The sequence below is a fragment of the Luteococcus sp. H101 genome, assembly GCF_038433155.1.
Taxonomy (GTDB): Bacteria; Actinomycetota; Actinomycetes; order Propionibacteriales; family Propionibacteriaceae; genus Luteococcus.
In genome coordinates this window covers 15818-29600 of sequence record NZ_JBCDMW010000034.1, presented here as the reverse complement: position 1 = coordinate 29600, position 13783 = coordinate 15818, and the positions used below count along the sequence as shown (strand labels likewise).

General features: G+C 70.0%; 8 protein-coding genes and 1 pseudogene. 7 read left to right on the top strand and 2 right to left on the bottom strand.

Annotated features, from left to right (window positions below; all coding sequences use genetic code 11):
• The first annotated feature begins 49 nt into the window (after positions 1-49).
• Entirely contained in the window at positions 50-790 is a 741-nt protein-coding gene (locus AAEX60_RS13710; RefSeq protein WP_342104125.1) for a GntR family transcriptional regulator, read from the top strand.
• A 21-nt stretch (positions 791-811) separates the two neighbouring features.
• Here the strand turns inward: AAEX60_RS13710 and AAEX60_RS13705 are convergent, their stop codons facing one another.
• Complete coding sequence (locus AAEX60_RS13705; protein WP_342104124.1) at positions 812-1432, bottom strand: hypothetical protein; 621 nt, start codon at positions 1430-1432, stop codon at positions 812-814.
• Between the two features lie 152 nt (positions 1433-1584).
• On the opposite strand from AAEX60_RS13705, the gene AAEX60_RS13700 reads away from it, so the two are divergent.
• The 5 genes and pseudogenes from AAEX60_RS13700 (at position 1585) to AAEX60_RS13680 (ending at position 7741) form a co-directional block, all read left to right on the top strand.
• Positions 1585-2361, top strand: a complete 777-nt coding sequence (locus tag AAEX60_RS13700) for an SDR family NAD(P)-dependent oxidoreductase (RefSeq protein WP_342104123.1) — start codon at positions 1585-1587, stop codon at positions 2359-2361.
• Entirely contained in the window at positions 2358-3137 is a 780-nt protein-coding gene (locus AAEX60_RS13695; protein WP_342104122.1) for a lysophospholipid acyltransferase family protein, read from the top strand. Before AAEX60_RS13700 ends, AAEX60_RS13695 begins: the two co-directional genes overlap by 4 nt.
• A complete protein-coding gene (locus AAEX60_RS13690) occupies positions 3134-4882 on the top strand; it encodes an FAD-binding oxidoreductase (RefSeq protein WP_342104121.1) in 1749 nt (582 codons plus the stop codon). Before AAEX60_RS13695 ends, AAEX60_RS13690 begins: the two co-directional genes overlap by 4 nt.
• 331 nt (positions 4883-5213) lie before the next feature.
• Positions 5214-6359: pseudogene (locus tag AAEX60_RS13685) on the top strand (lipid II:glycine glycyltransferase FemX); the annotation flags it as partial.
• Positions 6360-6700: 341 nt separating this feature from the next.
• Positions 6701-7741 (top strand): alanine racemase, encoded by a 1041-nt coding sequence (locus AAEX60_RS13680; protein WP_342104120.1) that lies wholly within the window; start codon positions 6701-6703, stop codon positions 7739-7741.
• A gap of 264 nt (positions 7742-8005) precedes the next feature.
• On the opposite strand, the gene AAEX60_RS13675 is transcribed toward AAEX60_RS13680, so the two are convergent.
• Positions 8006-11791: an ABC transporter permease gene (locus tag AAEX60_RS13675; RefSeq protein ID WP_342104119.1), complete on the bottom strand. Its 3786-nt coding sequence runs from the start codon at positions 11789-11791 to the stop codon at positions 8006-8008.
• Positions 11792-12460: 669 nt separating this feature from the next.
• Between AAEX60_RS13675 and AAEX60_RS13670 the strand changes: the two genes are divergently transcribed.
• Positions 12461-13690, top strand: coding sequence for a glycosyltransferase family 4 protein (locus AAEX60_RS13670; protein WP_342104118.1), 1230 nt, complete (start codon positions 12461-12463; stop codon positions 13688-13690).
• The last annotated feature ends 93 nt before the right edge of the window (positions 13691-13783 follow it).

Here is a 13783-nt window from a genome sequence, read left to right as displayed (position 1 = left end):
GTCATCATTGTCACTGTACCCCGGCCGTTGCGCTGATAGCTTGGCTTCCATGCCCAGCAGCCTCCCGGTGGTGGTGGACCGCACCAGTCCTGTCCCGCTCTACCATCAACTGGCCGAACAGTGGGCCGGCGCCATCCGCAGCGGGGCATTGAAGCCGGGCGACCCCTTCGAGAACGAGCTGGCGCTGGTGGCCCGCCTCCACCTGTCCCGCCCCACCATCCGCAAGGCGATCAACGAGCTGGTCCGTCAGGGCCTGCTGGTGCGACGACGTGGCGTGGGCACCCACGTCGCGCGGCAGGTGGTGGGCAAGAAGGACTCCCTGACTCCGCTCTTCGACGAGTTGCAGGGCGCCGGCCGGGATCCGCGCACCGAGGTGCTGCGGCTGCAGGCCTCCCGCCCCAACCGGCTGGCCGCGGAGGCCCTGGGCTTGGCGCCGGGCACCCCGCTGGTCTACCTGGAGCGGCTGCGCTACAGCGACGGGATTCCCCTGGTGGTCCTGCGATCCTGGCTGCCACCGGACTTCCACGACGTGACCGCCGACGACTTCACCGGCCGGAGCCTCTATGCGGTGCTGGCCGAACGCGGGCATGACAAGGCCGAGGTGCAGCAACGGATCGGGGCTCGGTTGCCCACCGCCCGGGAACGGCGCCTGCTGGGCCTGACCCGGGCCGACGCGGTCCTCACGGTGCAGTGGCTCAGCCACGGCGCCGACGGCAAGGGCCTGGAGTATGGGGAGCACTCCTACCGGGGCGACTCCTACGTGGTGGACAACACGCTGCGCCGGGGCTGAGCCCGGGGCGTGCGCCCCGTCTCAGGCGAAGGTGGCGTAGACCTGCTTGGTCAGCTGGGCCAGCTCGACGGCCTTGGTCTGGTCCGTGCCCTGCAGCCACAGCACCCCACCGTCGAGCGGGGCGAAGCAGCTGGTCACCCCGTCGGCGGTGCCGCAGGTGGCCAGTCCGTCGGTGACCTTGCCGGAGAGCTTGCCCACCACCTTCGTGAACTCCAGGTTTGGAGACAGGGTCATCATCACCATGTCGTCCTGCGAGCCGCCGGTGTACATCCCGTTGTTGCCGGTGTAGTTGCCAACCTTGGCGGGCAGCGTGGCGGTGGCGAACTTCTTGACGCCGGCCGGCAGGCTGGCCGCGGCGCTGGCCTGGCTGGCCGCCGTACGGGCCTGGCTCGCTGCGGGACTGGCCGGGCTGGCCGCCGTGCTCTGTGACCCGTCACCAGTGACGGCGGCCTCCGGCGTGGTGGCGTCGGTGGCCTCGGACGCGCTCGGCTGTCCACCGGCGGTGCCGGCCACCTCACCGGGGGCCGACGACGAGCTGGCGGGGCTGGTGGTGGCCGGGGTGTCCTGGCTCCCCCCGCAGGCAGCCAACGGGATCACCAGGGCCAGGGCGGCCGTGGCCAGGACGGTGCGGCGGATGGACATGGGAAACTCCTTCTGGTGACAGCCTCCGGTCAGACCCGGGGCGCCGACGTCGGCGTCAACTCCGTCAGCCTAGCCTCCGGGCGACCGGCCCGGAGGCTCCCGGCCACGACCCGTGAAATGCGACGCCCCTCGCGGTGCCGTAAGTTTGGGGCATGGCAACAGCTCTGGTCACCGGTGGCACCTCCGGCATCGGCAACGCCTTCGTCCGGGTTCTCGCGGCCCGCGGGGACGACGTCGTGATCGTCGCCCGGGACACCGAACGGATGAATGCCCTTGCCGCGGAACTGTCCTCCGCGCACGGGGTGCAGGTGGAATGCCTCACCGCTGACCTGTCGAAGCCCGAGGACGTGACCCGGGTGGCCGACTGGATCGAGGACCCGGCGCATCCGCTGGACCTGGTGGTGAACAATGCCGGCTTCGGGCTGCACGCCAAGCTGCTGGACAAGGACCAGTTGGAGACCCAGCGCCGTGCGATGGACGTGATGTGCTTCGCCGTGCTGCAGCTGTCCGGCGCCGCCGGGCGCGCGATGGCGGCCCGCGGCAGCGGCCGGATCATCAATGTCTCCTCCACCAGCGCATGGATCTTCAGCGGCAACTATTCGGCGATCAAGGCGTGGGTGCTGAGCTACACCCAGGCGTTGGGGATCGAGCTGAAGGGCACGGGGGTCACCGCGACCGCGCTGTGCCCGGGTTGGGTGCACACCGAATTCCACCAGCGGGCCGGGATCAGCTCGGACAATCTGCCCGGCGTCGTCTGGGTGGATCCCGACGTGCTGGTGCGCGAGGCCCTGGCCGACGCGGAGGCGGGCAAGCCGATCTCCATCCCCACCGCCAAGTGGAAGGTTGCCATCGGGGTGGCCACCCATGGCCCTCGGGGTTTCATCCGCTGGTTCTCCGGCAAGCTCTCGTCGAGCAGGCACAAGAAGTGAACGCCTTCACCGATCGGATCAAGTTCCCCGGGGGTGAGCGCGCACGCTATCGCTCCAAGCCGTTGGCCACGACGCGCAGCAGCGCCCAACTGCTGCTGCTCAAACCGGCCATCTGGCGGTTGTTGGACGTCCACGTCGTCGGCCAGGAGAACTTGGATGATCTGGAGGGCGCCTTCATTGCGGTGGCCAACCATTCCAGCCACTTCGACGCCCCGCTGATCATCGGCTCGCTGCCGCGTCGGTTGTCGCAGTTCCTCTCCGCCGGCGCCGCCGCGGACTACTTCTTCGACGCCTGGTGGAAGGCCGCCCCCACCGCCCTGTTCTTCAACGCCTTCCCGGTGGACCGCAAGGGCACCCGGGGCCGAAAGGGCCTGGCCGGCAGCCTGCTGAGCGACGGGGTGCCGCTGCTCCTCTTCCCGGAGGGCACCCGCTCCCGCACCGGCGCGATGGCTCCCTTCAAGCCCGGCGCCGCCGCGTTGTGCATCAGCCGCAAGGTGCCCGCCGTGCCGATCGCCCTGGTGGGTGCCTACGCCGCCTGGCCGTCGACCCAGAAGACGCTGCCGCTGAACCGGCCCACCGTGCACGTGGTGATCGGCGCCCCGATGCACCCCCACCCGGGTGAGATCGCCCACCAGTTCAACGAGCGGATGCGACGCCAGGTGCTGGAGCTGCACGATTCCACCGCCCGCGCCTATGGCATGAAGACGCTCGCCGAATACGCCCACACCGCCGCCCTGGAGAAGGCGAAGACCACCGAGAACAAGGAGAAGCCGTGACCGCTTCCAAGCCCGCCGCCCCCGCCAAGTACCAGAAGTGGTGGGGTTGGGGCGCCGATGGAGACAAGCCCTATGCCGTCGCCGACAAGCCGAAGTTCCCGCCCTTCGCGATGGAGCGGCTGGGCGTGGACATCCTGGCCAAGGACTTGGAGGAGCCCCAGCTGGCCGACATCGACGTCCCGGCCAGCATTCTGGGCGAAGAGCTGAAGGCCCAGCTGGTGGGCACCGTCGGCGAGGCCAATGTCCGCACCGACGACGAGATGCGCGTCGTGCACGCCTACGGCAAGGGTGTCCGTGACCTGGTGCGGGTGCGCCGCGGCATCCTGGGCCGGGTGCCCGACGTCGTGGTCTACCCCGGCAGCTCCGCCGAGGTGGAGGCCGTGATGGAGGCCTGCCTGCGCGCCGATGCCGTGCTGATCCCCTATGGCGGCGGTTCCAACATCGTCGCCGCGCTGGAGGCCGAGCCAGGCGAGCAGCGCGTGGTGGTGACCGTCGACATGGGCCGGATGAACAAGGTGCTGCAGATCGACGAGACCGCGGAGATCGCGCTGATCCAGGCCGGCGCCCTGGGCCCAGACATGGAGGAGCAGCTGAACGCCAAGGGCTGGACCCTGGGCCACTTCCCGGACTCCTTCATGTGGTCCACCGTCGGTGGCTGGATCGCGACCCGCTCCACCGGCTCCCAGTCGGACAAGTACGGCGACATCGCCGACATCACCCGCGGGCTGGAGATGGTGATGCCCGCCGAGCCCGGTTCCGAGCGACGCACCCAGGTGCTCAGCCTGCGGCCGCTGCCGTCCTACTCCTCGGGACCGAGCGTGCGGGAGATGGTGCTGGGTTCGGAGGGCCGGCTGGGGATCATCACCCAGGCGTGGATGCAGGTGCACCGGATTGCGGAGGCCCGCGAGATCCAAGCCTACTTCTACCCCACCTACGACGCCGGCCTGAAGGCCGCCGAGCTGATTGCCCACTCCGACGCCAAGCCGATGATGCTGCGTGTCTCCGACGCCGCCGAGACCCAGTTCTCCATGGCGAACGGCAAGAAGTCCAGCAAGAAGAGCCACTACATCAACAAGGCCATGCAGAAGGTGATGGAGGCCAAGGGCTGGAACCTGGAGGAGATCTGCATCTCCTTCGTGGGCTTCGAGGGCAGCCCGGTGCACGTGCGCTACGCCAAGAGCGTCGTGAACAAGATCGTGCGCGCACAGGGCGGCATGAACGTCGGCAAGGGCCCCGGCACCCTGTTCGACCAGAAGAAGTACGACATCCCCTACATCCGGGACTTCCTGCTGAACATGGGCATCCCGGCCGATGTGAGCGAGACCTCGACGCCGTGGAGCCGCACCAAGGAGATCCACGACGAGACGGTCAAGGCCGCAGAGAAGGCCTTCGCCGAGACCGGGCACAAGGGTTTCATCATGTGCCACATCTCCCACAGCTACCACGCGGGCGCCTGCCAGTACTTCACCTTCGCCGTCGCCGACGGCTCGGAGAACAACATGGCCACCTATGACCACGTGAAGCGCGCGGTGCAGCAGTCCTTCATGGACCACGGCGGGACGGTCAGCCACCACCACGGTGTGGGTGAGGAGCATTCGCCGTGGATGGAGCAGGACATCTCCCCGGCCGGCGTGCACATCCAGAGGAAGCTGTTCGAGGGCGTGGACCCGGGCAAGAACCTGAACCCGGGCAAGATCGTCCACGACGGGCGCCCCGGGATCAGCACCAACTCCGACGACGCCTGAGTTCCGGCCCACCCGAGAGGGTTCGACAAGCTCGGCCGCTGTGGTTGCTCCAACCACGGCGGCCGTTCCCTGTCTCAGGGACGGATCGCTGGCCTGACCACGGTGGCCGCCATTCGACAAGTCGACGATCCGCCCGTCGAGGCCCCCGCCGGCGGCAACCTGCTGCCAAAGTTGGCGGCCCTGTGGACACAGAAACCGATTGGACACGTTCAAATCGCAAAAAGTCTGCCAACTTTGGCGTGCCCTCCGGACAGGACGGCCCACATCCGGCTTGCGTGCGGCCCCAGCGTCGATCCGTGAGGCGGGCGTGGGCTTCCGGTAGCCTCGAAGGGTGACGATCACCGTGCGCCAGATCACCGCCGCCGAGCACCTCGCCTTCGTCGAGGCCAAGGCCGCGGACCGCAACTACCCCACCACCGTGAGCTTCCTGCAGCTGCCCGCCTGGGCCAAGGTCAAGCCGGAATGGGGCTCGGAGTCGCTGGGCTTCTTCGACGGCTCGGAGCTGATCGGCGCCGGGCTGGTGCTCTACCGCCAGCTGCCCAAGCTGAAGCGCTACCTGGCCTACCTGCCCGAGGGCCCGGTGGTCGACTGGCTGCGCGATGACCTGGATGAGATCCTCACCGCGCTGGCCGAGCACGTGAAGGCCAAGGGAGCCTTCGGGGTGCGGATCGGCCCGGCCATCGTCGAGCACGCCTGGGGTCCGGACACCATCAAGACCGCCGTCGCCGACCAGAACCTGACCCGGCTCAGCCAGGCCACCCCAGACGTCACCAATTCCGACGTCGCCAAGGTCTCCGAAACCCTGCGCCAGCTCGGGTGGAAGGCGCCCAAGGACGGCGAGGGTTTTGCCGCCGGACAGCCCAAGTTCAACTTCCAGCTGCCGCTGACCCACGACGACGGCACCCCCAAGACCGCCGACGAGGTGCTCAAGGGGATGAACCAGCTGTGGCGACGCAATATCAAGAAGGCCGACAAGGCGGGCGTCGAGATCATCCGCGGCACCCGGGATGATCTGGCCGCCTTCCACGAGGTCTACCTGGTCACCGCGGAACGCGACCACTTCCACCCCCGCCCGCTGGGCTACTTCCAGACCATGTGGGACGCACTCAACGGGGAGAAGGAAGACCGGATGCGGGTCTACCTGGCCAAGCACGAGGGCGACGTGGTGGCCGCCACCACCTGGATCGGGGTCGGCAAGCACACCTGGTACTCCTACGGCGCCAGCTCCAATTCCAAGCGCGAGGTGCGCGGCAGCAACCGGATCCAGTGGCAGATGATCCAGGATTCGCTGGCGGCCGGCGCGACGGTCTACGACCTGCGCGGGATCACCGAGGGGATTGCCGCCGACGACCCGGAGATCGGCCTGATCCAGTTCAAGGTGGGCACCGGCGGCCGCGCCGTCGACTACCCGGGCGAATGGGACCTGCCGCTCAACAAGGCGCTCTACCTGGCCTTCGACGCCTACATGAACCGGGACAAGCTGAAGGGCGCCGTGGCGCAGAAGACCGCCGCCGCCAAGGGGTTGGCGGGCAAGGGTTTGGCAAGCAAGGTGCGGCCGGCCAAGGGTGCCGTCGTCGCTTCCGACGAGCACCAGAACGGGCCGGCCCAACCGGAAGCACCCCAGAGCGAACAATCACCAAGCGAACAGGCCCAGCCGGGCGCGGCAGCCGACGGTGCGAAGGCCGAGCAGCCCATTGCCCGGGCCGAGGCTCCTGCGGCCACAGCTCCCAAGCGGGCCCGGGCCGAGGAACCGGAGTTCTCTCCCGGCGCCCCCACCCGGGAATCGGCCGAGCCGGCCCGCGGCGAGGAGGCCCAGCAGTGAGCCTCGCCCTGCAGATCGACACCGAGGCCTGGCGCGCCCACCTGCGCAATTTCGCCGAGCAGGCGCCCGGGCTGGTGCCGGTCGCCAAGGGAAATGGCTATGGCTACGGCCTGGAGCGGCTGGCGCAGGAGGCCACCCTGCTCAGTCAGCAGCCCGACGGGCCGCAGGTGCTGGCCGTCGGCACCCAGCCGGAGGTGGCCACGGTCCGTGCGGGTGGCTGGGGCGGCGACGTCGTCGTGCTCACCCCGTGGAGCCCGTTCGACGGCAAGGAGATCCTGCGCGACGAGCACGTGATCAGCACCATCGCCCGGCTGGATGATCTGGCCGCCGCGCAGGCGGTCAACCCGCGTGCCCGGGTGGTGCTGGAGGTGATGACCTCCATGCGTCGGCACGGGCTGGGCGTCGACGAGCTGCAGCGCGCCGCCGAGCGGCTGGGCGAGTTGCGGGTGGCGGGCTGGACCATCCACCTGCCGATGGTGGCCGACGACCGGCTGCGCGAGGCCCGGGCTCTGACCGCCGCCGCACTGGCCGCACACCGCGCCCCGCTGTGGCTCTCCCACCTCACCGCCGCCGAATACGACACCCTGCGCGATGAGGTCGGCGTCGACTGCCACCTGCGGGTGGGCACCAAGCTGTGGCTGGGCGCGCCCAGGACCCGTCGCACCACGGCGCGGGTGCTGGACATGCACCGGGTCCGCCGGGGCGAGCGGGTCGGCTACTGGCAGCGACGGATGCCCTCCGACGGCTGGGTGGTGGTGCTCAGCGGCGGCACCGCCAACGGGATCGCCCTGGAGGCCCCCACGTCGGCCGCGACCCTGCGCCAGCGGGCCATCACCATGGTCTCCGGCTCGATGGAGGCGCTCGGCTTTGCCCTCAGCCCGTACACCCTGGCCGGGAAGAAGCGCTTCTTCGTGGAACCGCCGCACATGCAGAGCTCACTGGTCTTCCTGCCCGGCGCCGGCTCGGTGGCCGTGGGCGACGAGATCCCCGTCGAGGTGCGGCTGACCACGGTCACGGTCGACGAGATCCGGGGCTGATCCAGCCCAAGCCCCCAGCTCAATCCCCCGGCTCCAAAGGCCCGGCCCAACTCCCTGATCCCAAGGCCCGGCCCAACTCCCAGCCTCCAGGGCTCCGGCCCAAGCCGGTCCCCAGCTCAGGTCCACTCCCGCTCGGGTTTGGTTTTCCCGCGTCGGATTGATCCGACGCGGGAAAACGAAACCCGAGCGGCGGCCAGCGAGCGGCGGAAGATGACCGGACGAGCGTGAGCGACGAAGCATCAGCGAGCGCCTGCGAAGGGGTGCTCAGTCCTCGTCGTGGATGGTGGGCACCCGGATCGGCTCCGGGGAGCGGGCCCGCAGGATGGCCAGGGCGCTGAACAACGCACCCACCACCAACCAGGCCAGCAGCCCCAGGAAACTGCCGGGGAAGGAGCCGCCGGTCATCACCGAACGCACCGCGTCCACCGCGGGCGTGACGGGCGAGATGTTGAGCAGCAGGTTCATCCCGGCCGGGTGGCTCTGGGTCAGCACCGTGACCCCGGTGATCACCGCACACGCCGCGGCGACCAGCCGGCCGAAGGCCCGCAGGAAGGCCACCAGCGCGTGGTTCACCGTCGCAAAGGCAAGGCTGGCCAGGATCAGCACACCCGTCACGCCGGCCCAGCGCCCCGCCGACAGGTGCAGAGCCGCCTGCCCGGCGACGCTCACGGTCAGCGCCTGCAGCACCGCCACCAGGGCGGAAGGACCCATCTCGCCCAGCAACACCCGTCGGGAGCTCGCCCGGGAGGTCTTGGCCTGCTCGCTGATCCCGTTCAGGGTGGAGTGCAGACCCATGGCACCAATCCACAAGGACAGCAGCATCAGCATGCTGATCCAGCCGATGTTGCGGAAGGCATTGCTCTGCGAGGTGTCGATCGGCTGGCTGACGACGTCGGAGAGCTTCTGCCGCTGCTCCGTGTCCAAGGCCGGCACCTGGCCCTGCACCTGGGAGATCTGGCTGGCCACCCGGTCGGCGCGCTTGGCCTGCTGACCGCTCGCCTCCGCGATGGCACTGGTGCGGGTGTCGACGATCCCGCTGGACTGCTGCAGGGCACTGATCTGCTCCTGCAATGCGGCGGTGCGGGTGGCCGCGGTTCCGGCGTCGGTGGCCACCTGCTGGGTGGTCCGTTGCAGGCCGGTGATGGTCTGGTTCAGCGAATCCACCTGGCCGGCCAGCTTGGTGGCATTGTCGCTCAGCTGGGTGTGCTCCTGGCTGAGGGAGGTCGCGCCGCTCTGCAGCCCGGTGAGACTCTCACCGAGCCCGGCCATGTCCTTGTTCAGGCTGTCCAGGCTGGACGTGAGCTGCTTGACCACCGACGCCTGCGCGGTGCTGGCCCGGGTGACCGAGCTGGCGCCGTCACTCAGGGCACGCTGCGCGTCGGAGCCGCTGGCGACCCCCTCCAGACCCTGCTGTCCAGTGGCCAGCGACTTGCCCAGCTGGTCCAGCTGGCGCTGCACGGTGGTGCTGCTGGCATTGAGCTGACCCATGGCCGCGCGGACCCGCTGGCTGCGCAGACTGTCCACCGCGGCATTGGCCGGCGGGTTCTGGCCGGGGGCGGGGCTGAGCGACGTCGGGGAGGTGCCGGGCTTCGGACCGACGAGGGTCGGCTGCTCGGGATCCGGCACGGTGGGGTCCGGGACATTCGGCAACGGGACGTCGGCGGGATCCGGCCCGGGCGCGCTGGTGGGCTCGGGGCCGCTCCCGGGGTCCGGCTCGCTGGTCTGCGTCGGCTCGGGCTGAGTGGGCAAACTGGGCTGATCCGTGGCGCTGGGCTGATCCGTCGGGACCGGCTGATCCGTGGCGCTGGGCTGATCCGTCGGGACCGGCTGGTCCGTCGAACTGGGCGTCGCGGAGGACGTGGGTTCGTCGGTGGCGGTCGGCTGCGCCGAGGAGGTGGCCGTGGCACTGGGGTCGGTGCCAGGGCTGGCGGGGTCCGACGGCTGGGTCGACGCGCTGGGGCTATCCGTCGACGAGGGTTGGCTGGACGCACTGGGGGCATCGCTCGACGTCGGCTCGGTGGAGGCGCTGGGCTGGTCACTGGAACCAGCCGTCGAGGAGGGCTGCTCGGTGGGGCTCGGCTGGTCGCTGCCGGAAGAGGGCGTCGTTCCGGGGGTGTCCGTGGCACTGGGAGTGTTCGTGGCACTGGGGGTGGGCTCTGCGCTGGGTGCCGCGCTGTCGGTGGGCGGGGCGGTCGGCTCGGCCGACGGGGTCCGGCTCGGCTCGGGAGTGGAGGAGGATTCCGCCGAGGGAGTCTGGGAGGGGTCCGGGCTCCGGGAGGGAGTCGGCTGGGTGCTGGGCGTCGGATCAACCGTGACCACCACCGTCAGCCCCTGCAACTGCCGGGCGATCTCGAGCAATTCCTTGGCCGTGGTGCTGCTGGAGTTCTGCAGGCCGGCCAGACCGTCGCGGGTGGCCTTGCTCTGGCTGACCATCACCTCGGCGGTGGCGGCCAGACGGCTGGTGTCCAGGGCCGCGTTCACCTGCCGCACGGCGGCGTTGTAGCCAACCTTGCAGGCCTGGCGCTCCGACGGGGAGGAAAGGGCCCGGCAGGCCTCGGGCCCATTGCCCTTGCCCGGATTCTCCTGCACCTCGGTGGTGGGGAGGTCCTTGACCAGCTGGCGGTAGCTGGTCTGCACGGCCTCCGCCGCGGTCACGGTGGCCTCGGCATGCTGGCGCAGCGGCGCCATCTCCCGGCCGCTGGTGGCCAGTTGTTCGGCAGCAGTCTTCAGCGCCTTCACCAGGGCATCGCGCTGGGCGGCCGCGTCGTCGGCCGGACCCTGCGGAAGGGTGCGGGCACCCACATTCTGGGCCCGCACCGGGCCGAGCATCGCGGAGCGCGGGCGGTTGGGGCCGGTGCCACCCGTCGAGTCCTGACCGACGCTGATCCCCGAGCCGTCCTCGGTGGCGTCCACCCGGCCGCTGACCTGCTGCACGGCATCGGTGACCACCCGCACATTGCTGACATAGCTGCCCAGCGAGCGCTGCAGCTGGCCCAGTTGGGCCTGCAGCTCGGCCTGCTGGCGCACCGCCTGGCCCACCTTTCCGGTGTAGGCGCTGGCCGCGGCCTGGTTGGCGGCGGCGGCCCGTGCCATGGCGTCGCTGCTGCCCTGGACCGCGGCACCCTTGCCGGCGGCGTCGCTGGCCTGCCGGGCGGCCTGCTCGGCTGCTTGTTGGCTGGCGGTGGAGGCCTTGGCCAGTTCATCGGCCCGCTGGCGCGCCCCCGCCACGTCGCCTCCGACGGCGGGACTGACGGCGCTGGGGCCGGCGCTGGGGCTGGCGGCGGAAGCGGCCGTCGTGGCGGCCCGACGGGCACTGTCCGCGGCGTCCTTGGCCACCGTCGAGGCCGAGGAGGCCTGCTTGGACAGATCCCGGGAGGACTGCTGCGCGCCCTTGGCATCGCGATCGATCCGGCCGGCCGCCAGGGCAGCCTCCTGCGCCAGGGTGGAGGTGCCCCCCAGCACGGAACCCACCTCGGCGGAGGTGACGAACAAGTTGTCCAGGTACTTCTTGGTGACCGAGCTGGACAGGGACTGGGTTGCGGCGTCGGACAGCTGCCCGAAGACCACCTGGTCGCTCACGCCGGCCACCGGGGATCGCTCCACCACCAGGGTGGCCTTCTCCGCCGAGCCCTGCGCGCTGGTGCCGGTCAGCACCCGCGAGAAGCCGCTGGGGATGATCACCGCGGCGGAATACTGGCCCGACGCCAGTCCGCGTTCGGCCTCCTCCACGCTGACCCCGTAGCGCCAGGAGAAATTGGGCGCCTCCTGCTGGCGCAGGTGCCGGGCATAGTCCTGCCCCAAGGTCACCTGCTCCTTGCCGACGGTGGCCCCCTGATCCAGGTTGACGATGGCCGCCTCGGCGCGGTGCACGCGGCCGCCGGCGCCGGCGGTGCTCCAAAGCAGCGTGGAGGCGATCAACAGGGGAAGCAGGATCATGCCGATCACGGTGGGGATGCGGCCGCGCAGCGCCGTGAACAGGCCACCGGTGTGCACCGAACGGGCTGCTCGGACGAGCTTGTCGGGGCGCGCGGGATCGTCGGCACCGGTCATCCGCGTCCCCCCGTTCGGCTGATCAGCGCCGTCCACGCGCAGCCGAACCGCGGCAGAGCACAGTGCCCGCATCCGCATTCGGCCGACCTACGATGGCAGCAAATCAAAAACATCCCCGTCGTCATGTCGCGGCACCTGACCCTCGTCCCCACGAGAATTGGTCTTGGTGCGCACGTGATCAAGGCTATCGGCCCCCGCCGCGGTTCCCGAACACCCGGATGGGCGCGCAGGATCCCCCTCCACCCGGATCTCCTCCCCACACGATGCCCCAGCAGCGCCACCACCGGCACCCGCTTTCAGGCAACACACAGCCCTTCACCCGGCCATGCCCCCCACCCAATGCCGTAGCGGCTTGTCAGCCCGTTTTGCCGCCGGAAGGCAGGGATGCACCTTCAGCCAACACACAGCCTGAGGGCGGGGAAATTCCTTGTCCGGCAGGAAATCGCGCGGCCGACGAGCTGTCGTCGCGCACCCCCTGAAGCCCGGCGGTCCACCACCGAGCGCCGCCCCCACCAGCGCCTCCTGTCGGCTCGTCGGGCAGCCGCCCCCCGCGGCCACCGCCCCGCACGGGCCACGCCCGGGACATGATGGCGCGGCCGTCTCCTAGACTGGCTGGTGCCCGTCGCGCCAGGTGCGACGCCGCCCGCCGCAGGACAGAAGGGACCCCTCATGACCCAGCCCAGCCAGAGCACGCCCGACGGCACCCGCCGGGCGCTGGTGATCAACCAGTACGCCTTCCCGCGGGAGTACGGCGGCATCACCCGCACCTTCGACATGTTCAACCGGTTGAAGGGCTGGGACTTCCGGATCATCTCCAGCAAGCGGCACCACACCACCGGCGAGCTGATGAGCTCCGTCGACCCGCGCTTCAACCTGGTGCCGGTGCCGGCCTATGCCGGAAATGGCGGCAAGCGGATCCTGGGCTGGGGCGTCTTCGCCGTCGAGGCCTTCGCCACCGGGCTGGGCAAGTACTGTGACCTGGTCTTCGCCTCCTCTCCGCAGCTCCTCGCGCCGGTGGCGGGCATGGCGCTGGCCAAGGCGCGCAAGAAGCCCTTCGTGATGGAGGTCCGTGACCTGTGGCCGGAGAGCCTGGTCAGCGGCGGATCGCTGAAGGCCGGCAGCCCGCTGCACAAGGTGCTGGTGGCCGTGGAGCGCACCCTGTACCGCAATGCCGAGCAGATCATCACGGTCACCGACGGCTGGGAGGACCACTTCCGCGGGCTGGGGATCGACGTCGCCAAGCTCAATGTGGTGCCCAATGGGGCGGACCTGGCCGAGTTCGAGGTGCCCCAGAGCAAGCAGGAGCTGCGCACCGAGCTGGGCTTCACCCGGTTCACCGCCATCTTCAGCGGCAACCACTCCAGCTATGTGGGCCTGGACCTGATCCTGGACGCCGCCCAGCAGCTGCCCGACGTCGACTTCTTCCTGATTGGCTCCGGCTCCCGCAAGCAATGGGCCGTCGACGAGGTGGCCAGCCGCGGCCTGACCAATGTCCGCTTCCACGGCCAGGTGAACAAGCAGGAGCTGGTGCGGCTGCTCAAGGCCGGCGACGTCGGCCTGCACACCGTCAGCCCGCAGAGCGTCTTTGACAAGGGGATGAGCCCCAACAAGCTATACGACTACCTGGCCTCCGGCCTGGCGGTGGTCTCCAATGCCAAGCAGCCGCTGCGCAAGGTGATCACCGACGACGAGGTGGGCGCCGTGGTGGAGCCGATGGAGCTGGTGGCCGGCATCCGCCGGGTGCGTGACGCCGATGCCGCCACCATGGACCGTTGGCATGCCCGCGCCCGGCAGCTGATGACCGAGCGCTTCAGCCTGGAGGCCAGCGCCGACAAGCTGCAGGCCGCGCTGGACAAGGCCGTGACGCAGTACACGGCGAAGAAGTCCGCCCAGCAGTAACCTGCCCCGACGACGGGCCGGACACCACCGGGTGTCCGGCCCGATTCGCGTCCCCAGCCCGGCACCCCACCCGACATCACCAGGGGTTGTTCA